Origin of the sequence: Caulobacter sp. Root487D2Y (genome assembly GCF_001427165.1) — a bacterium.
Classification (GTDB): domain Bacteria; phylum Pseudomonadota; class Alphaproteobacteria; order Caulobacterales; family Caulobacteraceae; genus Caulobacter.
In genome coordinates, this window is the sequence record NZ_LMFD01000015.1 from 160678 (window position 1) to 184827 (window position 24150).

General features: G+C 70.2%; 23 protein-coding genes. 12 read left to right on the forward strand and 11 right to left on the reverse strand.

Annotated features, from left to right (window positions below):
- Positions 1-26: 26 nt before the first annotated feature.
- Positions 27-1067 (forward strand): substrate-binding domain-containing protein, encoded by a 1041-nt coding sequence (locus ASD38_RS22190; protein ID WP_056447179.1) that lies wholly within the window; start codon positions 27-29, stop codon positions 1065-1067.
- A gap of 130 nt (positions 1068-1197) precedes the next feature.
- Positions 1198-1362: a hypothetical protein gene (locus ASD38_RS24125; RefSeq protein WP_156390836.1), complete on the forward strand. Its 165-nt coding sequence runs from the start codon at positions 1198-1200 to the stop codon at positions 1360-1362.
- Here ASD38_RS24125 and ASD38_RS22195 read toward each other — a convergent pair.
- From ASD38_RS22195 to ASD38_RS22205, 3 genes are all read right to left on the reverse strand, one after another.
- Positions 1359-1700: a hypothetical protein gene (locus ASD38_RS22195; RefSeq protein ID WP_056447182.1), complete on the reverse strand. Its 342-nt coding sequence runs from the start codon at positions 1698-1700 to the stop codon at positions 1359-1361. The two genes, ASD38_RS24125 and ASD38_RS22195, sit on opposite strands and share 4 nt — an antisense overlap.
- 28 nt (positions 1701-1728) lie before the next feature.
- Positions 1729-2409 (reverse strand): DUF882 domain-containing protein, encoded by a 681-nt coding sequence (locus ASD38_RS23570; protein ID WP_082560851.1) that lies wholly within the window; start codon positions 2407-2409, stop codon positions 1729-1731.
- A gap of 143 nt (positions 2410-2552) precedes the next feature.
- Positions 2553-4046 carry a L,D-transpeptidase family protein gene (locus ASD38_RS22205; protein ID WP_056463646.1) on the reverse strand — a complete coding sequence of 498 codons (1494 nt, stop codon included), beginning with the start codon at positions 4044-4046 and terminating at the stop codon, positions 2553-2555.
- A 219-nt stretch (positions 4047-4265) separates the two neighbouring features.
- Here ASD38_RS22205 and ASD38_RS22210 point away from each other — a divergent pair, with 219 nt between their 5' ends.
- The 3 genes from ASD38_RS22210 to ASD38_RS22220 all read left to right on the forward strand — a co-directional run bounded on the left by ASD38_RS22210 (position 4266) and on the right by ASD38_RS22220 (position 9589).
- A complete protein-coding gene (locus ASD38_RS22210) occupies positions 4266-5330 on the forward strand; it encodes a glycosyltransferase family 4 protein (RefSeq protein ID WP_056463561.1) in 1065 nt (354 codons plus the stop codon).
- 122 nt (positions 5331-5452) lie between these two features.
- The gene (locus tag ASD38_RS22215) at positions 5453-7612 is read left to right on the forward strand and encodes an amylo-alpha-1,6-glucosidase (RefSeq protein WP_056447188.1); all 2160 of its coding nucleotides are present in this window, start codon (positions 5453-5455) and stop codon (positions 7610-7612) included.
- A gap of 180 nt (positions 7613-7792) precedes the next feature.
- The gene (locus tag ASD38_RS22220; protein WP_056447191.1) at positions 7793-9589 is read left to right on the forward strand and encodes a glycoside hydrolase family 15 protein; all 1797 of its coding nucleotides are present in this window, start codon (positions 7793-7795) and stop codon (positions 9587-9589) included.
- A 115-nt stretch (positions 9590-9704) separates the two neighbouring features.
- On the opposite strand, the gene ASD38_RS22225 is transcribed toward ASD38_RS22220, so the two are convergent.
- A complete protein-coding gene (locus ASD38_RS22225) occupies positions 9705-10040 on the reverse strand; it encodes a winged helix-turn-helix transcriptional regulator (protein WP_056447195.1) in 336 nt (111 codons plus the stop codon).
- A gap of 112 nt (positions 10041-10152) precedes the next feature.
- Here ASD38_RS22225 and ASD38_RS22230 point away from each other — a divergent pair, with 112 nt between their 5' ends.
- The 4 genes from ASD38_RS22230 (at position 10153) to ASD38_RS22245 (ending at position 13244) form a co-directional block, all read left to right on the forward strand.
- Positions 10153-10530: a c-type cytochrome gene (locus tag ASD38_RS22230; RefSeq protein ID WP_056463564.1), complete on the forward strand. Its 378-nt coding sequence runs from the start codon at positions 10153-10155 to the stop codon at positions 10528-10530.
- A gap of 64 nt (positions 10531-10594) precedes the next feature.
- Complete coding sequence (locus tag ASD38_RS22235; protein WP_056463567.1) at positions 10595-11281, forward strand: AraC family transcriptional regulator; 687 nt, start codon at positions 10595-10597, stop codon at positions 11279-11281.
- Positions 11282-11300: 19 nt separating this feature from the next.
- Entirely contained in the window at positions 11301-12092 is a 792-nt protein-coding gene (locus tag ASD38_RS22240; RefSeq protein ID WP_056463570.1) for a CPBP family intramembrane glutamic endopeptidase, read from the forward strand.
- Between the two features lie 111 nt (positions 12093-12203).
- Positions 12204-13244 carry an acyltransferase family protein gene (locus tag ASD38_RS22245; protein ID WP_082560852.1) on the forward strand — a complete coding sequence of 347 codons (1041 nt, stop codon included), beginning with the start codon at positions 12204-12206 and terminating at the stop codon, positions 13242-13244.
- Here the strand turns inward: ASD38_RS22245 and ASD38_RS24965 are convergent.
- Positions 13228-14160 (reverse strand): alpha/beta fold hydrolase, encoded by a 933-nt coding sequence (locus ASD38_RS24965; protein ID WP_056463577.1) that lies wholly within the window; start codon positions 14158-14160, stop codon positions 13228-13230. The genes ASD38_RS22245 and ASD38_RS24965 overlap by 17 nt on opposite strands.
- Before the next feature lie 136 nt (positions 14161-14296).
- Here ASD38_RS24965 and ASD38_RS22255 point away from each other — a divergent pair, with 136 nt between their 5' ends.
- Positions 14297-14773 (forward strand): hypothetical protein, encoded by a 477-nt coding sequence (locus tag ASD38_RS22255; RefSeq protein WP_082560854.1) that lies wholly within the window; start codon positions 14297-14299, stop codon positions 14771-14773.
- A 12-nt stretch (positions 14774-14785) separates the two neighbouring features.
- On the opposite strand, the gene ku is transcribed toward ASD38_RS22255, so the two are convergent.
- From ku to ASD38_RS22275, 4 genes are all read right to left on the reverse strand, one after another.
- Positions 14786-15637 (reverse strand): non-homologous end joining protein Ku, encoded by an 852-nt coding sequence (gene ku, locus ASD38_RS22260; protein WP_056447216.1) that lies wholly within the window; start codon positions 15635-15637, stop codon positions 14786-14788.
- Positions 15638-15639: 2 nt separating this feature from the next.
- Complete coding sequence (locus tag ASD38_RS22265; protein WP_056447218.1) at positions 15640-17085, reverse strand: alpha,alpha-trehalose-phosphate synthase (UDP-forming); 1446 nt, start codon at positions 17083-17085, stop codon at positions 15640-15642.
- On the reverse strand, positions 17082-17870 hold the full coding sequence (gene otsB / locus ASD38_RS22270) for a trehalose-phosphatase (protein WP_082554929.1): 789 nt from the start codon (positions 17868-17870) through the stop codon (positions 17082-17084). Before otsB ends, ASD38_RS22265 begins: the two co-directional genes overlap by 4 nt.
- 136 nt (positions 17871-18006) lie before the next feature.
- Complete coding sequence (locus ASD38_RS22275; protein WP_056463583.1) at positions 18007-18693, reverse strand: AcvB/VirJ family lysyl-phosphatidylglycerol hydrolase; 687 nt, start codon at positions 18691-18693, stop codon at positions 18007-18009.
- Between the two features lie 176 nt (positions 18694-18869).
- Between ASD38_RS22275 and ASD38_RS22280 the strand changes: the two genes are divergently transcribed.
- Together ASD38_RS22280 and ASD38_RS22285 are read left to right on the forward strand one after the other, a co-directional pair.
- On the forward strand, positions 18870-19244 hold the full coding sequence (locus tag ASD38_RS22280; protein WP_056463649.1) for a BlaI/MecI/CopY family transcriptional regulator: 375 nt from the start codon (positions 18870-18872) through the stop codon (positions 19242-19244).
- Positions 19241-20986 (forward strand): M56 family metallopeptidase, encoded by a 1746-nt coding sequence (locus ASD38_RS22285; protein WP_056463586.1) that lies wholly within the window; start codon positions 19241-19243, stop codon positions 20984-20986. The genes ASD38_RS22280 and ASD38_RS22285 overlap by 4 nt, the downstream gene beginning before the upstream one ends.
- A gap of 9 nt (positions 20987-20995) precedes the next feature.
- On the opposite strand, the gene ligD is transcribed toward ASD38_RS22285, so the two are convergent.
- Positions 20996-23692, reverse strand: a complete 2697-nt coding sequence (ligD, locus tag ASD38_RS22290) for a DNA ligase D (protein WP_056463589.1) — start codon at positions 23690-23692, stop codon at positions 20996-20998.
- Between the two features lie 17 nt (positions 23693-23709).
- Positions 23710-24117, reverse strand: a complete 408-nt coding sequence (locus ASD38_RS22295) for an MmcQ/YjbR family DNA-binding protein (protein WP_056447316.1) — start codon at positions 24115-24117, stop codon at positions 23710-23712.
- Positions 24118-24150: the final 33 nt, after the last annotated feature.

The window sequence follows — 24150 nt, forward strand, 5'->3', positions numbered from 1 at the left end:
TCGCCCCCGAAAGTAGGAATGCCCCCATGAAGACCCTGCTCGGAGCCGCCGCCGCGCTCGGCCTGCTGGCCGGCGCGTCCAGCGCCCACGCCGCCCGCGACTATGTCTGGGCCGCCGGCTCGTCGACCGTGTTCCCCTTCTCCACCCGCACCGCCGAGAACTTCGCCAAGAAGACCGGTAAGAAGGCTCCGAAGATCGAGAGCCTGGGCACCGGCGGCGGGATCAAGATGTTCTGCGGCGGCATGGGCGAGAAGTTCCCCGACATCGCCAACGCCTCGCGTCCGATGAAGAAGTCCGAGTTCGAGGCCTGCAAGGCCAAGGGCGTCAACAACATCGTCGAGCTGAAGATCGGCTTCGACGGCATCGTCGTGGCCATGGACAAGTCCGCGCCCGACTACAATTTCAAGGTCGAGCACCTGTTCCTGGGCCTGGGCCAGAACGTGCTGCGCGGCGGCCAGTTCGTGGCCAATCCCTACAAGACCTGGAAGGACGTCGGCGCCGGCCTGCCGGCCAACCGCATCCTGGTCTACGGCCCGCCGCCCACCTCGGGCACCCGCGACGCCTTCATCGAGCTGGCCGTCGAGGCCGGCGCCAAGAAGTTCCCCACCGCCAAGGCGCTGGCCGACAAGGACGAGAAGGGCTTCAAGGCCAAGGTCGATCCCCTGCGCACCGACGGGTCGTGGGTCGACGCCGGCGAGAACGACAACGCCATCATCGGCACCATCGAGAAGACCCCGGGCGCCCTGGGCGTGTTCGGCTACAGCTTCCTCGAGGAAAACGCCAACCGCATCAAGGGCGCTAGCGTCAACGGCGTGAAGCCCACGGCCCAGACGATCGCCAGCGGCCAGTATCCGCTGTCGCGCTCGCTGTACCTCTACGTCAAGAAGGACCAGGTCGGGGTGACCCCGGGCCTGAAGGAGTTCGTCGCCGAGTTCGTGTCCGACTCCGCGACCGGCCGGGGCGGCTATCTGCAGGGCCGCGGCCTGATCCCCCTGCCCCCGGCCCAGCACGAGGCCATGAAGGCCGCCGCCGGCAAACTGACGCCGATGGCCGCGCCGAAATCGTAGGGTTTCGGTCTCGCCGAAACAGGAAAGGCCCCGGAGCGATCCGGGGCCTTTCGCTTTTCAGGTGCAAACGCACAAATCTTGACCCGCGAGGGTCATCGGGGTTCGATAGGCGGCGCGAGCGGAGGACGCCATGAGAGACCCCATCGAAGAGCGCCTGCAGGACCTGGAACGCCTCGTCCTCAAGCAGGCCGAACGCATCGACGCGCTGGAGGACGCCCTGGCGGTCATGCACCGCGCGGCCCAGCGGGACCTTCTGGCCAAGATGAAGGAAACCTCCGGGACGAAGGCGGCCTAGTTGGTCGGCTGCTCCGCCGGCGCCCGCGAGGTCATGCCCGCGGCGGCAGCGTCGTCGGCCATCTGGGCGTCGACGGACGGTTGGGGAGCGGCCGGAGCCGGGACGGCGGCGACCGGCGCCGGCTGTTCGGGCTTGGGCGCCGTGGCCACCGGGGTGGGCCGTGCCGAGGCGGCGGCGTTGTCGGCGGCCGTGCCGATCTCGGTCGGCCCCTGTTCATAGCCTCGGTCGAAATCAATCGAGGAGGCCATCAGCAGCACGCCGGCGGTGGCGATGGCGCCGACCAGGGCTCCCAGGAGAATCCATCCGAACGGGTTGCTCTTGCGTTCGGCCTTGGCCATCCGGGCTTTCCTCTGGTGTGCGGCCCTCTTAGGAGCCGACCCAACGCCGGACGGGTCCGACGTCGACGTGGACGAAATTGCTGACGGGGTAATAACCCACGCCGCCGCGTCCGAGATCCAGGGCCGCGGCCCTCAAGCGATCCAGCGCGACATCCTCCAGATAGACATCCATCGCCTTGCCGTCCATGTGCAGGCTGCGTTTGGCGACCTGACCGCTGCGTTCGTGCAACATCGCGTTGGTCCTGGGCGAGCGGTAGCCGGAGATCACCTGGAAGTGCGACTTGGAGCCGGTCTTCTGAGACAGGGCCGAGAGGGTGTCGAACAGCTCCGGATGCATCGAATAGACGTCGCCGGTGCGGTAGTCGCGCAGCACGCGGTCGAGGGCCTGGACGGCGTCGGGCACGTACTCGCCCTTGTCGAAATAGACCGCTTCCAGCTTTTCCTGGGTGTGGATGTTGTGCAGCTTCAGCCAGCGGGGGGCGTGCGAGGCGGTGCGGACCTGGGAGACCGGGGCGGCGATCGGCGCGGCGACGGCGGCCGGAAGCTCGTCTTCGGCCATGCCCTCGGCGAGGTCGGACTGGTGCTGGAGAAGGTCGGCGATGGGATCGGAGATCCCCAGCTTGGCCTGAGCGAAGGCCGCCATCGGCCCGATCGCGCTCGCGCCGAGCACGCCAAGGCCTAGCCCCAACAGCTTACGTCGTTCGATCATTTACGCTTCCCCGGACTGACCTCGCGAGAGCCGGAAGGCTGGATCGCCGCACTTGGCGACCCTCACACGAGCACTAAAGACGCCTGAGTCTTTCCAAACTGGAAAGGTTCTGACGGGGAAGAGGCCTCACGTGGACCCGGGGGTCAAGCTGAGCCAGGGGCTCCTGCGGCGATACGCTGCACCAGCACGCTGTCCCAGCCATAGGGGTCGTCGCGGAAGTTCATCTGCCCGTCTGGGGTCATGTAGGCCGTCCAGTAGAGCAGAAATACGGCGATTGGCTGAGCTAGCTGGGCGCGCACGGTCTTGCCCGCCGCGATGGTCGCGTCGACCACGTCCGGCTGCCAGTCGGGGCTGGAGGCCAGCAGCTGCTTGGCCAGCGGGATCGGCTTTTCCAGGCGCACGCAGCCGTGGCTGGCCAAGCGGCTGAAGCTGGCGAACTTCGAGCGGCTGGGGGTGTCGTGCAGATAGACGCCGTAGGGATTGTCGAAATCGAACTTCACCAGGCCCAGGGCGGCCTTGGGTCCGGCCTTCTGCTGCAGCCGCGAGGTCCCCTCGCCGGTCGAGATGACGATGAAGTCGTTGCGCGCCAGATAGCCGGGATTGGCCCGCTCCTTGGGCCACAGCTCCTTGGCGGCGATCGACGACGGCACGTTCCACGGCGGATTGAGCACGATCGAGTGGATCGTCGACTGCAGCATCGGCGTTTCGTCGCCCGGACGGCCGGTCACCGCCCGCATGGTCAGGTTCGGGGCGTCGTCGTGGAAGACGCTCATCACCGCGGCGGCGATGTTGACCTGGATGCGGTCGGCCGGCAGCTGCTGGGGCAGCCAGCGCCAGCGCTCCATATTGGCCAGGATCTGGCCGATCCGCCGCTCGACGGAAACGTTCAGGGCCGCCAGGGTCGCCGGACCCAGGCTGGCGTCGGGATTGAGGCCGAAGCGCTTCTGGGCGCGCATCAGGGCCTGTTGCAGAGCCTCGTCGAACACCGGCGCTCCGTCGACGGCCACGGTCGCGTCCTCGACCGCCAGCCTGGCCTCCAGCGCGGCGATGCGCGGATCGCCGGTCGCGCCCGGCTTCAACGCCTCGCCCGCCGGGATGGCCTTCCAGCCGCCCTTGGCGGCGATGTCGCGATAGGTCGCCAGGCCCTTCCGCAGGGTCTGGTACCCGGTATAGGGCGGCGGCAGGCTGTCCAGCCACGGACCCAGGCGGTCCTGGGCGACCGCCTGCACGAAGTCGGGACCCGGATCGTAGGGCAAGGGGCGCAGGCCCCAGTCGTTGAGGAAGGCGTCGGGGGCCAGGCGGCCGGTGCGCACGGCCTTGGCGTAGCGAAGGGTCAGGTCGATCAGCTGGGCCTGGGCGCCCTGACGGGTCAGCGCGTCGCGGGCGCTGAGCAGCGGCAGGATGGCGTCGGGCGCGAAGGCGACGGACTCGAAGCCGTGGGTGTAGGCCTGATTCAGGGTCCTTAGCAGCAGGTCGACCTGGTCGGGCCGCAGCGCCACGCTCGTCGGCGGCGGAATAACCGGCTGCTGCGGCGCCCTCACCAGCGGGGCATTTTGGATCTGCGCCACCGCCGACGACAGGGTGAAGAGGGAAAGCGCGCCGCCAAGCAGTGCGTCACGTTTGGTCCAGGACTTGATCACCGTCGAAAGGTCTCGCCGCACGCTCGCGCGCGGCCAGCCCGCGCGCCTTCAGATGGCCGTCGCGATACCGGCGCGTCAACGCCCGTATCGTGGAAGGCGAACGGTTCAGACCGCTTATGGTTCTTTATTTCCTATGCGGAACCTTAACGCCACACAGACGGTTTGATCCGAGGTCTAGGCGCGCCGTCGCGCCCTTCCAGCGTCAGGATTCCATCCATGAGGATCGCCCAGGTTCCGCCCCTGTACGAAGCCGTCCCGCCACGCTTTTACGGCGGCACGGAACGAGTCGTCGCGCACTTGACCGACGCCCTGGTCGACCTGGGACACGACGTCACCCTGTTCGCGTCCGGCGACGCCCGCACCAAGGCCGAGCTGGTCGTCGTGCGCGACCAAGCCATCCGCCTGGACCCCGCGTTGCTGAAGTCGGACCTGGCCGCCCACATGGCGATGCTGTCCGAGGTCCGCCGCCAGGCCCACCGTTTCGACGTGATCCATTTCCACACCGACATGATCCATTTCCCGATGTTCGAGGACATGGCGCACAAGACCCTGACGACCCTGCACGGGCGCCTGGACCTGAAGGACCTTCCGGGCGTCTACCGCCGCTGGCCGCAGTTCCCGCTGATCTCGATCTCGGACGACCAGCGCCAGCCCCTGCCCTTCGCCAACTGGGCCGGCACGGTGCTGCACGGCATGGCTGAAGAGATCTATGATTTTCGCCCGAAATCCGAAGGTTACCTGGCTTTCCTCGGCCGCATCTCGCCCGAGAAGGGTCCGGACCGGGCGATCGCCATCGCCAAGCGCCTGGGCAAGAAGCTCAAGATCGCCGCCAAGATCGACGCGGCCGACCGCGCCTATTTCCACGACGAGGTCGAGCATCTGATGGACCATCCGCTGATCGAGTATGTCGGCGAGATCGGCGATCATCAGAAGTCCGACTTCCTGGGCGGCGCCGACGCCCTGCTGTTCCCCATCGCCTGGCCCGAGCCTTTCGGCCTGGTGATGATCGAGGCCATGGCCTGCGGCACGCCGGTAATCGCCTACAACTGCGGTTCGGTGCCCGAGGTGATCGAGGACGGCCTGACCGGCTTCATCGTCCACGACGAGGACAGCGCGGTCGCGGCGGCGCATCGCCTGGGCGAAATCAGCCGCTTCGAGGTTCGCCGTCGGTTCGAGAACCGATTCTCGGCGACCGCCATGGCCCACCGCTACCTGGCGATCTATGATCGCCTGGAAGAAGCGTCCGCGCCGAAGCGCCTGACGCTGGCCCAAAGCGCCTGACCCTGCCCCGCGCGGTCGCCGCGTCAGAGACATGATCAGGTTTTAGGAAACTGGAACCCGCCCGCCGCAGACACGCGGCGCGGCGGGTTTTCGAGGGACCTCAGCGCAAGAGGCCGAAAGACATGGACGATCTCACACCGGGCCCAACGCCGAGCGGCGCCGTCGAGCAAGGCGAGACAGGGGAACCGCGCGTTCCCTATCGACTGTTCGCGCTGAAGGACAAGGACACCTTCCTGGTGGCCGACGCGTTCGGCGACGTGCTGGGCGCCGCCGACGGCCTGTTCCACGACGACACCCGCCTGCTGTCCAAGCTGCGCCTGCTGCTGGGCAACCGCTCGCCGGCCCTGCTCAGCGCGGCGGTGTCGCAGGACAACGTGTTCTTCACCTCGCACGCGACCAACGAGCCGCTTCCGGCCCTGGGCGGCGCCGCCGCGCCGCACGGCGCGATCCATGTCGAGCGCAAGCGGTTCCTGTGGGACCAGCGGCTGTACGAGCGCCTGCGTTTCGTCAACTACAGCCGCGACATGGTCATCCTGCCGGTCAGCCTGGAATACGACGCCGACTTCCACGACATGTTCGAGGTGCGCGGCTCCAGGCGCCCGGCCCGCGGCCGGGTCCTGCCCGCCGAGACGAACGGCCGCTCGGTAACCTACGCCTATGACGGCCTGGACGGCGTGCGGCGCACCAGCATCATCGCGTTCTCCGAGCCGCCGGGGCGCCTTGGGCCCCAGCGCGCCGACTTCATGTTCATGCTGACGCCGGAGACCCATTTCGACCTCTATGTCGAGGTGGGGGTCGACCACGCCCATCCGCCGACCCGCGAGCGCTGGCGGGCGGCGGCGGCGCGGGCCCGGATCGACATGCGCAAGCGGCGGCGGCACGGGGCGCGGCTGCGCACCTCGGGTCGGCTGTTCAACGACTGGCTGGAGAAGTCGCGGGCGGACCTGGCCCTGCTGACCACCCAGTTCGCCACCGGCCCCTATCCCTATGCCGGCATCCCCTGGTTCTCGACCCCGTTCGGCCGCGACGCGATCATCACCGCCTGGCAGGTGCTGTGGATCGAGCCCGGCCTGGCCAAGGGCGTGCTGGGCTACCTGGCCGAGCACCAGGCCGAAGAGGTCAGCGCCTTCCGCGACAGCGCGCCGGGCAAGATCATGCACGAGACCCGCAAGGGCGAGATGACCGCCCTGGGCGAGCTGCCGTTCGGCCGCTACTACGGCGGGGTCGACACCACGCCGCTGTTCGTGGCCCTGGCCTGCGCCTATGCCGAGCGGACGGGCGATCTGGAGTTCATCGAACGCCTGTGGGAGCCGCTGATGGCGGCCATCGCCTGGATCGAGCATTTCGGCGACAGCACGGGCGACGGCCTGATCGACTACGCCCGCGGCCTGGAGTCCGGCCTGTCGAACCAGAACTGGAAGGACAGCGAGGACAGCGTCTTCCACGAGGACGGCAAGTTCCCCGACGGGCCGATCGCCGTGGTCGAGGTCCAGGGCTACGCCTTCGCCGCGTTCAGGGGCATGGCGGACCTGGCCCAGCGGCGCGGCGACGCCGAAAACGCCGTCCGCTGGCGCGAGAAGGCCGAGCATCTGCGCCGCCAGGTCGAGGATCGCTACTGGATGGAGGACAAGGGCTTCTACGCCATGGCCATCGACGGCCACGGCAACCCCTGTCGCGTGCGCGGCTCCAATCCCGGCCATCTGCTGTTCTGCGGCCTGCCCTCGCCGGCCCGGGCCAAGAAGGTGGCCGACGCCCTGCTGTCGGCGGCCTTCCATAACGGCTTCGGCGTGCGGACCCTGGCCCAGGGCGAGCCGCGCTTCAATCCGATGAGCTATCACAATGGCTCGGTCTGGCCGCACGACACGGCCATCTGCGCCATGGGCCTGTCCCGCTACGGCCATCGCGACGGGGTGGTCGAGATGACCTCGGGCCTGTTCGAGACCGCCGCCCACTACGAGATGCGCCTGCCCGAGCTGTTCTGCGGCTTCCCGCGCCAGCCGGGCGAGCCGCCGGTGGCCTATCCGGTGGCCTGCCTGCCGCAGGCCTGGGCGGCCGGCTCGGCCTTCATGATGCTGCAGGCCTGCCTGGGCATCACCATCGACGGCTGGCGGGGCGAGGTGCACCTGACCGATCCGCGCCTGCCGATCGGCATCGACCACCTGCAGATCGACGGCCTGCGGATCGGCGCGGCCTCCACCGACATCACCTTCGAGCACATCGGCGCCCACGTCGCGGCCCATACGAGCAAGCAATCGCCGGTGCCTATCCTGATGCGACGGTGACCCTTCTTCTCTTGTTCCGCTCATCCCGGCGAATGCCGGGACCCAGATGGCAAGGCTGGGCGCGGGCTCAAAAGGCTCGGCGCTTTTCCAATCAGCCTCTCGACTTTGGGATCTGGGTCCCGGCATTCGCCGGGATGAGCGGCTTGAAAAACTGAAGCACGATACGAGCGGGACCAAACCATGCCGCAAAACCTCGACCTCTTCCCGATCGGCAACTGCGCGGTCAGCGCCCTGATCGACCGCAGCGGGCGCTTCGTCTGGGCCTGCGCGCCGCGCATCGACGCCGACCCGGTGTTCAGTTCGCTGCTGGGCGGCCTGGAGCCCGGCGATCCGACCGCGAAGGGCGTCTGGGAGGTCGTGGTCGACGGCGCGCGGACGGTGGAGCAGGACTATCTGCGCAACACCCCGATCCTGCGCACGGTGATCACCGACGCCGACGGGGCCAGCGTCGAGATCATCGACTTTTCCCCGCGCTACCAGCAGTACGGCCGCAATTTCCGCCCCACCGCGTTCATCCGCCTGATCCGCCCCCTGACCAGCGTGGCGCGCATCACCATCCGCCTGCGCCCGACCGCCGACTGGGGCGCGCGGGCGGCCGAGAACACCCACGGCTCCAACCACATCCGCTTCCTGTGCTCGGACATGACCCTGCGCCTGTCGACCGACGGCCCGGTCTCGCACATCCTGGAGGAGCGCACCTTCCGGCTGGAAAAGCCGATCGCCATGTTCCTGGGCGCCGACGAGGGCTTCAACGCCGACATCGGGGCCACCTGCAACCGCATGCTGCAGCAGACCCAGGAATACTGGATGGACTGGGTGCGCGGCCTGGCCGTGCCGCTGGACTACCAGAGCGCGGTGATCCGCTCGGCCATCACCCTGAAGCTCTGCATGCACGAGGAGACCGGGGCGATCGTCGCGGCCATGACCACCTCGATCCCCGAGCACGCCGACAGCGGCCGCAACTGGGACTACCGCTACTGCTGGCTGCGCGACGCCTATTACGTGGTCCAGGCCCTGAACCGCCTGGGCGCGGTCGACATCCTGGAGAACTATCTGGGCTACCTGCGCAACATCGTCGACAGGGCGGCCGGCGGCCACATCCAGCCGCTGTTCGGGGTGGGCTTCGAGCCGCAGCTGACCGAGCGCTTCGCCCCCGCCCTGCCCGGCTATCGCGGCATGGGGCCGGTGCGGATCGGCAACCAGGCGTTCGAACACCAGCAGCACGACGTCTACGGCCAGATCATCCTGTCCACCGTCCAGGCCTTCTTCGACGAGCGTCTGCTGCGCCCCGGCACGGTGGAGGACTTCCACAACCTCGAGCCGGTCGGCGAGCGGGCCTTCCATCTGCACGACCAGCCCGACGCCAGCCTGTGGGAGTTCCGCGGCCGGGCCAATGTCCACACCTATTCGGCGGTGATGTGCTGGGCGGCCTGCGACCGGCTGGGCAACGCCGCCGCCCGCCTGGGCCTGACCGAACGGGCCGAATTCTGGAACGCGCGCGCCGCCAAGGTGCGTCAGACCATCGACGAGCGGGCCTGGAACGAGACCCTGGGCCGCTTCGCCGCCACCTTCGAGGGCGAGGAGCTGGACGCCAGCCTGCTGCAGCTGGTCGACCTGCGCTTCATCGAGGCCAAGGACCCGCGCAACGTCGCCACCGTGGCGGCCATCGAGGCGGGCCTGCGCAAGGGGTCCTATCTGCTGCGCTACGCCATCCCCGACGACTTCGGCGCCCCGCAGACGGCGTTCAACATCTGCACCTTCTGGCTGGTCGAGGCCCTGTACCTGGCCGGCCGCATCGACGAGGCCCGCGACCTGTTCGAGGAGATGCTGGCCCGGCGCACCACCGCCGGCCTGCTGTCGGAGGACATCGGCTTCGCGGACGGCGAGCTGTGGGGCAACTATCCGCAGACCTATTCTCTGGTCGGGCTGATCAACTGCGCGGTGCTGCTCAGCCGGCCGTGGACGTCGGTGCGCTGATCCTCTCCTTCCCCGCGCCGCGGGGGAGGTGGCGGTGCGGATACGCGCCGTGACGGAGGGGGCGTTGCGGCGGCTGGACGCCCCCTCCGTCCGCTTCGCGTCCACCTCCCCCGTTTTACGGGGGAGGAGATGAGGGCTTGACCCCGTAGGCCCAGCCCCAGTCCTCCATCGCGTCCAGCAGCGGGCCCAGCGTCAGCCCCCGCTCGGTGAAGGCGTACTCCACCCAGGGCGGCACCACCTCGTGGACGGTGCGCGAAACGATCCCGTCGTCCTCCAGGGCCCGCAGCTGCAGGGTCAACATGCGCTGGGTGATGTCGGGCATCAGGCGGCGCAGTTCGTTGAAGCGCCGCGGCTGGTCCTTCAGGTGGAACAGGATGGTCGGCTTCCACTTGCCGCCGATCACATCGACGGTCGCGGCGACCGGGCACCAGGGGGCGGGCTGCTTGGACATGGCGGCCTTCCGAACGATCGTGCGAACAAGGCGGACGGTATAAAAATAGTGCGTACTTATTAGCGGGAAACCACCGGTCTATGGAGTCGCCGTCCAACCGATGGAGACCCCCATGACGCGTCGATGGCCGCCCGTGATCCTGGTGATCCTGCTGACGATGACCGCCTCGCCGGCCCTCGCCGGCCCGCCGACCGGCGACCCGGCCCGGGGCGAGCGGCTCTACGCCGGACGCTGCGGCTTCTGCCACAGCCTGGACGCCAACCGCTTCGGTCCCCGCCATCGCGGGGTCTATGGCCGCCGCGCCGGCGCCGTGGCGGGGTTCCGCTACAGCAAGGCCCTGGCGTCGCGCGACGTCACCTGGACCGCCGAGACCCTGGACGCCTGGCTGGCCGATCCCAAACGCTTCGCGCCCGGAACCTCGATGGGGGCCAGAACCCCCTCGCCCCAGGACCGCGCCGACCTGATCGCCTATCTGCGCGCCCACCCGTGAGGCGCGAGCCTCACATGACAGGGCTTTAAGTCGCCGAACGCCGATTTCCGGCTATGCTTCGATCATGCCCCTCCGCTCCGCCCTGATCCCCGGCGAGACCATCCCGCGCCACGTCCATGACGAGGCCTACGCCGCCGTCGTGCTGGACGGCGGCTATGAGGAGGCCGGCGAGCGGGGGCGCTGGCGGGTGCGGGCCGGCGACGTGCTGCTGCACGGCCGCTTTTCGGGCCACTGGAACCGGCGCCCGGGCAAGACCCTGGTGCTGAACCTGCCGCTGGCCGAGGCCGCGGCCGAAACGGCGATGGCGCGGACCGTCGATCCCGATCTGTTGGCCCGCCTGGCCGAGCGCGATCCCGTCGAAGCCGCCGCCGCCCTGCTGGAGACCCTGCGGCCAGGCCAGGCCGGCCTGGCCGACGTCCCCGACCAGCTGGCCCAGGCCCTGTCCGGCGACGAGGCTCCGGCGGTCGAGGCCTGGGCCCGCGACCAGGGCGTCAGCCGCGAGACCGTCTTCCGCTGGTTCCGCGACGCCTATGGCGTGGGCCCGGCCCGGTTCCGCGTCGAGGCTCGGGCCCGGCGCGCCTGGCGGTCGATCGTCGAGGGCGAGGCCCCGCTGGCCGAGATCGCCGCCGAAGCCGGCTTCGCCGACCAGGCCCACATGAGCCGCGACGTGAAGGACCTGACCGGCCGTTCGCCCGGGGCCTGGCGCGCCCAGTTCCGGCCGCAACATAGCTTCAAGACCCGGGCGGCCTGAGACTGGCATTCAGGTCGGCATGACCGATCTCGCCCTGCCCCCGTCGCGCCGCCCGTTCGTCGAAGTCACCGGCTTGCGGTTCCGCCCCTGGTCGATCCTGTGGATCGTGCTGACCGCGGTGCTGATGCAGCTGTTGCTGGTTCCCGGCCGCGCGGCGGGGGCCTGGCTCTACAAGCACAATATCGAGCTCTTCCAGCATCAGATCTGGGTCTTCGTGGCCCTGGCCACCCTGTTCCAGATCGTCACGGGCCTGGCGGCCCTGGCGGTGATGCGCCGCGTCCTGCCCCAGGCCGACAACCACCTGCGCTGGCCGCCGGGGCGGACCTATGCCGGCCTGGCGGCCGCGGTCGGCGTGGCCATGGGCCTGATCATGCTGGTCGCCGACTACTGGCCCCAGCTGTTGGCCCACACCGCGCCGGACGGCGGCTACGACATCACCTCGGCGGGCGCGATCGCCGGCTGGCTGGGCGTGATGGCGGCGGCGGGCCCCAACGAGGAAATCATCTTCCGCGGCCTGCTGGTCGGCATGCTGGCGGTGCTGGTCCCCGGCCGCCTGAGGATCGGGCGGCTGGACCTGCCGGTGGCCGCCTATGTCGTGGCCCTGCTGTTCGGCCTGGCCCACTACGACAGCTTCCTGCACAACCCGCTGCACCTGGCGATCGCCCAGCAGATCTACGCCTTCGCCTGGGGCCTGACCTATGTCTGGCTGATGGAGCGCTCGCGCAGCCTGCTGGCCCCGATGATCGCCCACGGCCTGGGCGACGCGGTCGAGGTGGGGATCGTCATGCTGCTGATGGCGGCCTGGGGGTAGGCGTCGCCGCCATTCAACGAGAAACCCGCGAGCACCGCCCACCCGGATCGTCGCGTCGCGGGTTCCCTCGCCCCTCTTGCGAAAACCCGCGCGATCCTGAAAGTCCGACGGGTGAGGGAACACGAAACACAGCGGTTCGCCGCCCTGGACGGCCTGCGGGCGGCGGCGGCGCTGGGGGTGCTGCTCTATCACGTGGCCGGGTGGACGGGGCGTCCGGGCTGGTTCGCCCATGGCTATCTGGCGGTCGATTTCTTCTTCTGCCTCAGCGGTTTCGTCCTGGCCCACGCGTTCGAGCGCCGCCAGATCGGCTGGCCCGCCTATGTGTGGATCCGCGTCGTGCGGATCTGGCCGCTGCTGGTGCTGTCGACCGTGATCGGCGCGATCCTGACCTCGCGGCACAGCCCGCCGTTCTGGCCGAACCTGGCGCGCGGCCTGCTGCTGGTCCCGCGCCTGGGCCATCCGGCCGACTGGACCTTTCCTTCCCTCTTTCCATTCAATCCGCTGGCCTGGTCGCTGTGCCTGGAGGTGATCGTCAGCGTCCTGTGGTTCCCCCTGCGGCGATTGCCCGATCTGGGGCTGATGGCCGTCGTGCTGCTCAGCGGGGCGATGATGGTCTATGTGGCGTCGACCCTGAACGGGATCGAGACCGGCTGGGACCAGGCGACCTTCTGGTGGGGCGTCGCCCGGGCCAGCTTCAGCTTCAGCCTGGGCTGGGTCTGCTGGCGCTATCGGGCCCTGGCGCCCAAACCGCGCCTGCTGGCGCCGGTTCTGGCCCTGCTGGCCGCGATGGCCGTGCCGCTCCTGCCCGGCCCGCCCTGGACCGGCCTGGCCTGGAACGGCGTTCCCTGGAACGGCCTCTATGACCTCGCCTGCGTGGCGATGCTGTTTCCGATGCTGGTGCTGGTCGGCGCCCACGACCCCCAGGGCGTGGCGGGCGCGGTTTGCCGGACGACGGGCGACGTCTCCTACCCGCTCTACGCCATGCACTGGGCGACCTGGGCGGTGATGCTGCGGCTCTATCCCTATCGGTGGGAGCTGCCGCTGCCGGCCTGGTTCGGCGTCCTGGGCGTGTTCGTGGCGCTGGCGACGGCCTGGGCGGCGTTCCGGTTCTACGACGCGCCGGTGCGGCGTTGGCTCAGGGCTCGATCCTAGATCCGGGCGGATCCGAGCACCGCGCCACGCCCGCCTCCGGCCGCTCGCCGTTCAGCCACCCGACCGCCTCCGCCACATAGTCGCGCTGGGCGTCGAGGATGGAGGTGTGGCTGGCCCGGGCGTCGAGCACCAGCGCGCGGCAGGCCCGCTGGGCGGGGGCGATCTCGGCGGCGCGCCAGTCGCGGTCCAGGGCCGCGGACGGGGTCCGGCTGGCGACGATCACCGCCACGGGGATGGACGGGCGCAGCGGCGGCAGAGCGTCGACGGCGGCCAGGCCCGGCAGGAAGGCCCTCACCTCCGCCACCCCCGCCTGGACGCTGGTCCGCCCGGTCCAGGCCGACCGCCGCCGGGCCGCCGCCTCGGCCGCCGGCGAGATGTCGTCCATCAGCGGGACCAGGCGCGTCAGGCCGACGGCGCGGGCGGCCGGCGTGAAGGCCGCCAGGCGCGCCTCGTGCTCCAGGTCGGCCAGGGCCAGCGGGTGGTCCTTGACGTCGGTCCCGACCGCGTCGACCAGCACCAGCCCGGCCGTGCGCTCGGGCCACAGGCGGGCGAAGGCCTCGACATAGAGCCCGCCGTTCGAATGGCCCGCCAGGATGACCGGCGCGTCGCCCTCCTGCTGGGCCACCATCGCCTCCAGCCGGGCGGCGATGGCGACCGGAGAGCGGTCGAGGTCATGGATCGCGGCCATCCCCATGCCGTCACGGTCGTAGGCGCAGACCCGGCCGCCCGCGGCCAGCCTCTCGGCCACCAGCGACCAGTCGGCCGCCCCGCCGAACGCGCCCGCCTCGAGGATCACGGTCGGACGAGACGTCCTGGCGCCCACGCACTCCAGCCCGCCGCTGACGCCGACCGCCGTGTCGAGCCCGCCGCGCGTCGCGCATCCGACCAGCAGCAGGGCCGCCAACACGACGCTCATGGATTTCATCGGAGGTTCCCGGTCGCTCGCCGCCATTCGACGGCGATACGTCGCAAAGTCAAACCCCCGGGCGAACGCTGGCGTGACGAGCGCCGTCGATGATGCTTTGCTGTTCACCGACACGTCGCGAGGGTCCATGCCGACAAGCCTTCTGATCGCCAGCCTGCTGGCCGCCGCCTCGACCGAACCTTCCACCCCCAATCCGCTGGCCTATTTCGAAGGCGCCTGGACCTGCGACGGCCATTTCGAGCCGTCGAAGAAGCCCCTGGCCTCGGCGATGGTCTTCAGCCGCGACCCCGACACCGGAGCCTTGCTCAAGCAGCATCGCGACGCGGCGCCGGGAACCTACAAGGCGGCGGAAACCTGGAGTTTCGCGCGCGTCGCCGGCGGCTTCCGCGCCACCATCGCCGACGGCTTCAGCGGCCTGCGCTGGTACGCCTCGCCGGGCTGGGAGGGCGATCGCTGGACCTGGAGCCGCCAAGGGGCGGGCGAGCCGGGCGAGCAGTTCGTCTACATCCGCACCGGTCCGACAACGATGACCGTGGACTGGATGATCTCGCGGGCCGGCGCGCCCCTCGTCCTGGGCGACACCCTGGCGTGCATGAAGGCCTAAGCGGGACCGCTTCTAGGATGCCTTCTTGCGCGCCGCCGACTTCTTGGCCGGCGCCTTCTTGGCCGGCGTCTTGGCGGCCGCCGCGCCCGGCTTGTGGCCCAGGCTCTTGCGAAGGGCCTCCATCAGGTCGACGACGTTGGTGTTCTCCGGCTCCTCGACCGTCACCTTGGCCTTGCCGCCCTTTTCCTTCTGCTTGATCAAGGCCCGCAGGGCGTCCTCGTAGCGGTCCTTGAACTGGCTGGGATCGAACGGACCCTGCTGCTGATCGATGATCTTCTCGGCGATGGCCACCATCTGGGGATCGGCCTTGCGGTCGGGAATGTCGTCGAACAGCTCGCCCGCGTCGCGCACCTCGTCGTGGCTGCGCAGGGTGTAGGCGACCAGCCCGTTGTCGCGCGGCTCGATGGCCAGCAGCCGTTCGCGGGTGTGCATCACCACCCGGCCCAGGGCGATCTTGCCCGCCCCGGCCATCGCGTCGCGGATCACGGTGTAGGCGTCGACCGCCAGCTTGCCGTCGGGAACCAGGAAATACGGGTTGTCCCAATAGAGCCGGTCGATGGCGTCGGCGTCGACGAAGCGCTCGATGTCGATGGTGCGAGTGCTTTCCAGCCGCACGCTTTCGATCTCTTCCGGCGTCAGGATCACATAGTGGTCCTTCTCGTACTCGTAGCCCTTGACCAGGTCGGCGCGGTCCACCGGCCCCAGGTCCGGATCGGTGGCGATCATCTTGATGCGGTTGTGGGTCTTGGGGTGCAGCAGGTTGAATCGCACCTCTCCGCCGGGCGCCACGGCCGTGTACAGCGCCACCGGACAGGTGACGAGCGACAGCCGCAGGTGGCCCTGCCAGGTGGGACGGGAAACCATGGCTAGCCCCTCCCCCCGGCCCGCAAGGTCAAGGCGGGCGGGATCTTGATCATCGGCTTGGACGCGACGACCGGCGTCGGGTCGCGCAGCTGGGCCACGAAGTCGTCGCGCCAGGCGGTGACGTCTTGGCGGGTGACGTTGTCGATCAGGCTTTCGAACCGCCGCTTGCGCTCGTCGAGGTCCATGTTCAGGGCCCGGGTCAGGGCGTCGGAGATCTCTTCGGGGCTGTTGGGATTGATGATCAGCGCCTCCTTCAGCTGCCGCGCCGCGCCGGCGAAGCGCGACAGGATCAGCACGCCCGGATCCTCGGGCGTCTGCGAGGCGACGTATTCCTTGGCCACCAGGTTCATGCCGTCGCGCAGCGGCGTGACCAGGGCGGCCCTGGCGGCGCGATAGACCCCGGCCAGCTCGTCGCGGCGGTAGCTGCGGTTGAGGTAGCGGATGGGGTTGTAGTCCATGTCGGCATAGGCGCCGTTGATCCGGCCGATCAGGCCGTCGAGGCGTCCGCGCAGGTCCTGGTAGGCCCCGACCTCGTCGCGCGACAGCGGGGCGATCTGCAGCAGCATCACCTCGCGGCGGGCGTCCGGATTGTCGCGCAGGAACTTCTCGAAGCCGATCAGCCGCTCCTCCAGCCCCTTGGAATAGTCCAGCCGGTCGACGCCCACGACCATCTTGCGGAACACGCTGTGGGCCATCAGCCGGTCGTAGACGCGCACGGCGCGCGGGCTTTCCTTGATGCGGGCGAAGTCCTCGGCGTCGATGCCGATCGGGAAGGCGCCGACCCGGGTGGTCTGGCCGAACGCCGTCAGCCGCCCGTCCTCGGTCCGCTCGCCGCCGACCTCGTTGAACACGTAGCCCTCGAAGGCCTGGACGCTCTCCTCGGTCTGGAAGCCGACCAGGTCGTAGTGGAACAGCGCCTCGACCAGCGGCCGGTGGCGCGGCAGGGTCACGACCAGCTGGTGGGCCGGCCAGGGGATGTGCAGGAAGAAGCCGATGCGGTTGGTCACGCCCAGCCGCCGCAGCTCCCGCGCCATCGGGATCAGGTGATAGTCGTGCACCCAGATCACGTCGTCGGGCTCGATCAGCGGCAGCAGGGTCTCGGCGAACCGCTTGTTGACCCGGTCGTAGCCCTCGCCGAACGAGCGGTCGTAGGCGGTCAGGTCGACGCGGTAATGGAACAGCGGCCACAGGGTCTTGTTGGCGTAGCCGTTGTAGTATTCCTGGTAATCGCCTTCCTCGAGGTCGACGGTCGCGACCGTGACCCCGTCGGTCTTCTGCATGTTCAGTTGGCCGGTGAATTCGGTGGTGGTCTTGCCGCTCCAGCCGAACCAGATCCCGGAATATTCGCGCAAGGCGGCGGCCAGGGCCATGGCCAGGCCGCCGACGCTCTCGTCGCCCTTGCCCGTCGGCGGGTTGACCCGATTGGAAACGACGATCAGACGGCTCATGCGGCGGTCCTCCCCGCGAGGGCGTCCAGTCCGGCGCCCAGCCAGCCGAACACCGCGTCGCAGTCGCTCAGGCGATAGGCCGCCTGGGTGGGACGTTCGGGACCGACCAGCACGCCGTAGCCGCCCAGCCGGGCGGCGGCGGCGAAGCCGTCCTCGTCGGTCAGATCGTCGCCGACGAACACCGGCGTCGCCCCGTCGAACGGCGCCTCGCGCAGGAAGGCCGCGACCGACTTGCCCTTGTCCTGGCCCGGCGTGCGCAGCTCGGCGACCATGTCGCCCAACTGAAGCACAAGATGTGATGATCGCGCCAAACGCTCGGCGGCCTCGATCACCGCGTCGGCGGCCGAGGGCACGTTGCGATAGTGCAAGGCGACGCTGAGATCCTTGTCCTCGAACAGCAGGCCCTTGTCGCCGCGCGACAGGTCGCGCAGCACGTCGCGAGCGTGGTCGAGGTCCGGGTGCGGCTGGATGCGGTCGACACCGTGGGCGCCGCGCCGCACCAGGCCGTGCACGGCGGCGACGGACTTCACGCGGTCTTCCAGAATGCGGTCGACGTCCGCCAAGGCGCGGCCGCTGACGACGGCAACCCGGCCTTCGAGGGCGCGCGTCAGGTCGTCCAGCAGCGCCGCGCGGCGTGCGTCGGGCCCGACCTGTTCGGGTCGGGGCATGATCGGGGCCAGGGTTCCGTCGAGGTCGAGAAACAACGCCGCGCGAAGCGGCAAGGCGGCTGGGGGTGGCGGCAAATCACTTGGCGCATGGCGAACGACTGACCCGAACGCGGTCATGGCGAGAAGGCCCTCTCCGATGTCTACAGGCCTTCAAAACGCGTGTCGGCGGGGTTTTGATCCCCCGCGTTAGGGTGAAACCCGGTCACGATGCGGTCATCGCCCCCAAACCGCGGGCCTGGCGGGGGGCGGCCGACTAGAGGGCGACGGCCTTCAGCACCGCCGCGCCGAGCCCCGCATAGTCGCCGTCGAAATGGTGGCCGCCGTGCAGCCTGACCTGGCGGATCGTGCTCGCCGGCAGGCTGGGGCAGATGTCCAGCCGCTCCCTGTCGCCATAGATGCAGGTCATCGGCAGGCCCTTCAGCGCCTCGACCGCCGGGGCCACCGGGAAGGAGTCGGCCGAGGCCCGGTTCAGCCAGCTGGCCGGGTGGAAGGCCAGGTCGCCGTGGGGGCCCGCGCCGATCAGCACGATGCGCTGGATCTGCCCGCGCAGGTCGGGGGGCAGCAGCGGCACGAGGGCCGGCAGGGCGTCGGCCCCAAACGAATAGCCGACCAGCACGATCTTCCGGCGGCCCCATTTGGCCTGATGCCGGCGCAACTGGTCGGCCAGGTCGTCCGCCACGGTCCGGGGCGGGCGCTTGACCAGGAAATAGCGCAGCGAGTTGACGCCCAGCACCGGGATCCCGTCGTTCGCCAGCACCCTGGCCACGCCGCGGTCCAGCGGGCCCCAGCCGCCGTCGCCCGAATAGAGCACGGCCATGGCGTCCCCAGGCGCGGCGGCCGGCGTCTCGATCAGGCGCGGCGCGACCGAGGCCTCCGCGACCCCGGCGAAAACCAGGCCGAGGACGGCGACGAGGGACAGCAGGCGGGCGCGCGGGCTCATGGCCGGGTTATCGCGCCCGATCTTGACCGTGGCGGGGCGAAGACGGGGCGGCGCGGGGGCGCTTGGCGGACCGGCGCCCAGGTTACGGCGAATTCACTTCGTCCGCCCCATTGCCGCCGCTATTCACTACACATGTAACGCTACACCTGTAGCGAAGCCGTGCCGTGGAGACCGCCGTGATCGAAGCCCTGCCCCGACGCGAACGCGAGGTCTTCGAGACCCTCTGCCGCCTGGAGGCCGGCACGGCCGCCGGCGTCCGCGCCGCCCTGTCCGATCCGCTCAGCGACTCCGCCGTGCGCACCATGCTCTCGCGCCTGGAGACCAAGGGCCTGGTCGAACGGACGGCCGGTCCCGACGGCTTTCTCTACAGCCCCGTCCAGCGGACCGAGGCCGTCGCCGCCGGCGCCCTGAAGCGGATGATCGACACCTTCTTCGCCGGCTCGGCCGCCAGCGCCGCCACGGCCCTGCTGGGCCTGGGTCAAAGGCTGACCCCCGAGGAGGCCGCCGCCCTGGAGCGGATCATCGACAAGGCCGTGGAGCGCAAGCCATGACTTGGGCCCTGCTCCTGTCCCTGCTGATCAAGTCCAGCCTGGTGGCCGGCGCCGGCCTGGCCTGCGCCCGGTTCCTGACCCAGCGCCCCGTCGAGCGGGCCGACATCCTGCGGGCCACGGTCTGCCTGCTGCTGGCCCTCCCCGTCATCATGAACGTCCTGCCGGCGATGAACCTGGCCCTGTTGCCGGCGTCTCCGCCCGTTGCGCCGCTCGCCCTTGCGCCGCAAGCCGCGCCGCCCGAGGCCGTGGGCATGGCCGCCTCGGGCGGACTGTCCTGGCCTTCCCTCGATCTGGCCCCGGGCCTGATCGGCGGCCTTTGGCTGCTCGGCTTCGCCGCCATCGGCGGTCGGCTGCTGCTGGGACTGCACACCTTGAACCGCTGGACCCGCCAGGGACGCGCGGTGGCGTGCGCCGACTGGCTGGCCCCGCTGGAGCGCCTGCCGCCCGAGGACCGCCCGGGCCTGGTGTCCAGCGACCGGATCAGCAGCCCGCTCAGTTGGGGCGTCGCGCCGGGCTTCATCATCATCGATCCGGCCAGCCTGGCCGAGCGTCGGGCCGCCCCCGCCATCCTGGCCCACGAACTGGCCCACCTGCGGCGTCAGGATTGGATCTTCCTGGTCCTGTCCCGGCTGGCCCTGGCGATGTTCTGGTTCAATCCGCTGGTCTGGCGCCTGCACGCCGTCCTGGTCGAACGCTCGGAGGAAGCCGCCGACGCCGCCGCGATTCTGACCGTCGACCGCACGCTCTACGCCAAGGCCCTGGTCAGCCTGGCCGCCCAACCGCCCCCCTCCGCCCAACTCGCCTGGGGCGCCGCGACCGCCATGGCCGCCGACGCCCGCACCCTGAAGACAAGGATCGCCTGCATCATGACGAACACGTCCGCTCGCCGCCGGCCGCTCGCGGTCGCCCTGACCATCGCCGCCCTCGCCGTCGTCGCCACGCCCATGGCCGCGCTGGGGGTCACGCGCCAGGACTGGGTCGCGCCGCCGGTCCCGCCCGCCCCGCCGCCCGTCCCGGTGCTGGCCGCGCCCCTGCCGCCCGCCCCGCCGGCGCCGCCCGCCCTGGCCGCGATCGCCGCGCCGCCGGCCCCTCCCGCGCCGCCCGCGCCGCCAAGGTTCGAGTCGGCCGCGCTCGTTCCGCCGCCTCCGCCTCCCCCTCCGCCACCCGAACCGCCGCCGCCGCCCGAACCGCCCGCGCCGCCGCCACCTCCGCCGGAAGGCGTCGGCCACGTCTACTATCGGTCCGCCACGCCCGAGGAGCGGAAGGCCGCGGCCGAGGCGCGCGCCCGCGGCGCCGAAGCCCGGCGCCAAGCCGCCGAGAGCCGCGCCCAGGCGCGCATCGCCCGCCAGGCCGCCCAGGAAGCCCGCATCCAGGCTGACCAAGCCAGAGTCGAGGGCGAACGGGCCAGGGCCGAGGGCGAACGCGCGCGCCAGATTGGCGAGCAGGCCCGTCAGATCGGCGAGCAGGCCCGCGCCGAGGCCGCGCGCCAGATGGTCAAGGCCCGCGCCCAGATGGCCCAAGGCGCCGTGCAGATGCGCCAGGGCGCGCGGCAGATGCGCGAGGAAGCCGTCCGTCTGCGCGATCCCGCCTATCGCGCCGAACAGATCGCCAGGCAGCGCGCTCAGGGCGACGAGGTCACCGACGCCGAGCTGCGCGATCTGGCCGCCCGCCTGCCCTCCCAGGCCGACGACCTCGAGCGCCAGGCCGACCGGCTGGCGGAACAGGCCCGCAAGCCGAGCTAGGCGCCCCGCTCACCCCAGGCGCTTGATCGCCGCCTTCAGGGGCTTGGCGGCGTCGAAATAGTCCTCCCAGGCCGTGCTCTTGGCGATCAGGTCGGGGGCGGTGCGGATCGTGTACTTGGTCGGGTCCAGCCCCGCCTTCACCTGGGTCCAGTTCAGCGGCATCGACACCGTCCCGCCGGGCCTGGCCCGGGCGGACAGGGGCGCGACGGCGGTCGAGGTGCGGTCGTTGCGCAGGTAGTCCAGGAAGATCCGCCCCTCTCGCGCCTTCTTGCTCATGGTGATCAGGTACTTGTCCGGCGCATCGGCGGCCATGCGGGCGCAGACCTCGCGGGCGAAGGCCTTGGCGGCGTCCCACGGGACCTTGTCCGACAGCGGCGTGACCACGTGCAGCCCCTTGCCGCCGGTGGTCTTGCAGAAGCTGACCAGCCCGACCTCCTCCAGCCGGTCGCGGATCTCGCGGGCGCCGGCGATCACGTCCTCGAAGGTGACGCCCGGGGCGGGGTCGAGGTCGAAGACCAGCCGGCCGGCCACCTCAGGATCGTTCGGCTGGCAGTTCCACGGGTGGATCTCGACGGCGGCGATCTGGGCGGCGGCGACCAGGGCCTCGACCCGGTCGAAGCGGATGTAAGGCTGCTTGTCGCCCTTCACGCTGACCAGCTCGATCAGCGACGACATCCCGCGCATGGCGTGACGCTGGAAAAAGGTCTCGCCGCCGACGCCGTCCGGCACCCGGATGATCGAGGCCGGCCGGCCCTTGATGTGCGGCAGCATCCACGGGCCGACCGCCGCCATGTAGCGGGCCAGGTCGATCTTGGTCGCGGGCGCGCCGTCGACGTCGGGCCACAGCGGCTTGTCGGGCTTGGAGATCGTCACGCCCAGCACGACGCTGTCTTCCTTGGCGGTGACGATGGTCTGGGACTTGGGCGCGGCCGCCCCTTTTGCAGCGATTGGGGGCGTCGGCTCGGCCAGTTCGGCCGTCTCCGGGGACGCAGGAACCTCGGCCTCGACCTCGGCGGCGGGCTTGTCCTCGCGCAGGCCCTTGAACGCCGCCTGGCGGATCGCGCCGTCGCCGGTGAAGCCGGCATATTCGATCTCGGCCACCAGCTCCGGCTTCACCCAATGGATGTTCTCGGCCTTGCGCGGCGCGCCCTTGCCTTCGAACGGCGAGGTCTTGGTCTCCAGCGCCTTCAGCCGGGGCAGCAGCTTGGCGACCTTGTCGCGACCGAAGCCCGTGCCGATCCGGCCCACATGGGCCAGCTTGCCGTCGCGATAGACCCCGGCGATCAGCGAGCGGAAGGCGCTGCCCGTCGTAGTGTAGCCGCCGATCACCACCTCGTGGCCCGCCCGGCACTTGGCCTTGGTCCAGGTGTCGCTGCGGCCCGAGCGGTAGGGCGCGTCCAGCCGCTTGGAGATGATGCCCTCCAGCTCCAGCTTGCAGGCCGACAGCAGCACCGCGTCGCCAGCGGTCTCGAAGTGGTCGACGAAGCGCAGGCGCGGCTCGTCGGGCCCCATCATCGCCTTCAGCCGCGCCTTGCGCTCGCGCAGCGGCAGGTCGCGCAGGTCCTCGCCGTTTTGCGCCAGCAGGTCGAAGGCGAAGAAGATCAGGTCGCCGCCGTCGCCGTCCGACAGCGCCGCCTGCAGGCCGGCGAAATCGGGCTGTCCGGCCGCGTCCAGGGCCACCACCTCGCCATCGAGGACGGCGTCGGGCAGGTCGGCGGCGGCCTGCGCTATGGCGGCGAACTTCTCGGTCCAGTCCAGCCCCTTGCGGGTGCGCAGGGTCGCGCGGCCGTCCTTGACCCGCAGCTGCACGCGGTAGCCGTCGAACTTGATCTCGTGCGCCCAGCCGGGCCCCGTCGGCGGACGGTCCACGGACTTGCACAGCTGGGGCTCGATGAAGTCGGGCAGGACAGCGGCCTTGGCCTTGGCGGCTTTGGCCTTCGGTTTGGGCTCCGCGAACGTCCGCGTCTCCAGCGCCTCGGCCTGCAGCGCCTCCCGCTCGGCCTTGGTCCGTGACGTCCACACCGCGTCGCCCCTCTCTCTGGATTTTGGGCCCTTCGATTTCAGGATGAACGCCTTGGGACCCCGGCCCTTGCCCGCGGCGATGTCGGCCATGGTCCGGCCCGAGGCGATCGAGGCGTCCTCCTGCAGCACCGCCGTCCCCTCGCCCGGCCGCGCGGCCTCGTCATTGTGCTTGATCAAAAGCCAGTTCGACCGCCTGCCCCCTTCTTGTCGCTTGGGGCCGTCTTTCGCGTTGCGGTCCCAGTTCATCCGCACCAGCACCCACGAGCCGTGCAGCCGCTCGCCCTCCAGCACGAACTTCAGCTCGCCCTTCTTCAGGGCCTTGGCCACGTCCTCGAAGCCCGGCTCGGGGCTCCAGTAGCCGCGGTCCCACAGCTGCACCGTGCCGCCACCGTACTGGCCCTTGGGGATCGTGCCCTCGAAGTCGCCATAGTCCAGCGGATGGTCCTCGACCTCGACCGACAGCCGCTTGTCGGCCGGATCCAGCGACGGCCCCTTGGTCACCGCCCACGACTTCAGCACCCCGTCGACCTCCAGCCGGAAGTCGTAGTGCAGCCGGGTGGCGTCGTGCTTCTGGATCACGAACCGCGCGTGCGGCGCCGGCGCGACGGCCTTGTCGCCGCTAGGCTCGGCGGTCTTCTGGAAATCACGCTTGCGGCGGTACTCGGCGAGCTGTCCCTGGGCCATGCGAGGGCTCCCTGTTTTCAGGGGAAGTCTCCACCGGGGTCGGCGGTTCCGGATCGCTCGGCGTCGATCCGCTTGACCAGGGCCTTGGGCGCCAGGATTCGCCAGGCCTGGGCCAGCAATCCCGCCAATTCGGCCTCGTCGATCGCGTCCAGCCGCACCAGCACGGCGGGAAAGCCGCGATAGTGGTCGTCGTCGAAGAACCGGTCGGGCGCGGCCTCGAGCAGCATCTCCTTGGTCTCGCGCAGGCAGCGCACGGCGATCACGCCCTCCACCAGCTCGCGAGGCGCCTTGGGGCGCGGGCGGGCGAAATAGGACCAGGCGATGCCTTTGCCGTGCACGTCAAACGCCAGCCGCGCCCCCTCCGGGCTCGCCTGGACCTCGGGCAAGGCCAGGGCCAGACGGCGAAGCGCGGCAAGATCGACCATGGCCGCCATTGAAAGCCCCATGACACGGGCATG

Bases quoted from the DNA above. Each gene is read 5' to 3' on its own strand.
- ASD38_RS22190 (WP_056447179.1), top strand. From the start codon at position 27: ATGAAGACCCTGCTCGGAGCCGCCGCCGCGCTCGGCCTGCTGGCCGGC.
- ASD38_RS24125 (WP_156390836.1), top strand. From the start codon at position 1,198: ATGAGAGACCCCATCGAAGAGCGCCTGCAGGACCTGGAACGCCTCGTC.
- ASD38_RS22195 (WP_056447182.1), bottom strand. From the start codon at position 1,700: ATGGCCAAGGCCGAACGCAAGAGCAACCCGTTCGGATGGATTCTCCTG.
- ASD38_RS23570 (WP_082560851.1), bottom strand. From the start codon at position 2,409: ATGATCGAACGACGTAAGCTGTTGGGGCTAGGCCTTGGCGTGCTCGGC.
- ASD38_RS22210 (WP_056463561.1), top strand. From the start codon at position 4,266: ATGAGGATCGCCCAGGTTCCGCCCCTGTACGAAGCCGTCCCGCCACGC.
- ASD38_RS22215 (WP_056447188.1), top strand. From the start codon at position 5,453: ATGGACGATCTCACACCGGGCCCAACGCCGAGCGGCGCCGTCGAGCAA.
- ASD38_RS22220 (WP_056447191.1), top strand. From the start codon at position 7,793: ATGCCGCAAAACCTCGACCTCTTCCCGATCGGCAACTGCGCGGTCAGC.
- ASD38_RS22225 (WP_056447195.1), bottom strand. From the start codon at position 10,040: ATGTCCAAGCAGCCCGCCCCCTGGTGCCCGGTCGCCGCGACCGTCGAT.
- ASD38_RS22230 (WP_056463564.1), top strand. From the start codon at position 10,153: ATGACGCGTCGATGGCCGCCCGTGATCCTGGTGATCCTGCTGACGATG.
- ASD38_RS22235 (WP_056463567.1), top strand. From the start codon at position 10,595: ATGCCCCTCCGCTCCGCCCTGATCCCCGGCGAGACCATCCCGCGCCAC.
- ASD38_RS22240 (WP_056463570.1), top strand. From the start codon at position 11,301: ATGACCGATCTCGCCCTGCCCCCGTCGCGCCGCCCGTTCGTCGAAGTC.
- ASD38_RS24965 (WP_056463577.1), bottom strand. From the start codon at position 14,160: ATGAGCGTCGTGTTGGCGGCCCTGCTGCTGGTCGGATGCGCGACGCGC.
- ASD38_RS22255 (WP_082560854.1), top strand. From the start codon at position 14,297: ATGCCGACAAGCCTTCTGATCGCCAGCCTGCTGGCCGCCGCCTCGACC.
- ku (WP_056447216.1), bottom strand. From the start codon at position 15,637: ATGGTTTCCCGTCCCACCTGGCAGGGCCACCTGCGGCTGTCGCTCGTC.
- ASD38_RS22265 (WP_056447218.1), bottom strand. From the start codon at position 17,085: ATGAGCCGTCTGATCGTCGTTTCCAATCGGGTCAACCCGCCGACGGGC.
- otsB (WP_082554929.1), bottom strand. From the start codon at position 17,870: ATGACCGCGTTCGGGTCAGTCGTTCGCCATGCGCCAAGTGATTTGCCG.
- ASD38_RS22275 (WP_056463583.1), bottom strand. From the start codon at position 18,693: ATGAGCCCGCGCGCCCGCCTGCTGTCCCTCGTCGCCGTCCTCGGCCTG.
- ASD38_RS22285 (WP_056463586.1), top strand. From the start codon at position 19,241: ATGACTTGGGCCCTGCTCCTGTCCCTGCTGATCAAGTCCAGCCTGGTG.
- ligD (WP_056463589.1), bottom strand. From the start codon at position 23,692: ATGGCCCAGGGACAGCTCGCCGAGTACCGCCGCAAGCGTGATTTCCAG.
- ASD38_RS22295 (WP_056447316.1), bottom strand. From the start codon at position 24,117: ATGGTCGATCTTGCCGCGCTTCGCCGTCTGGCCCTGGCCTTGCCCGAG.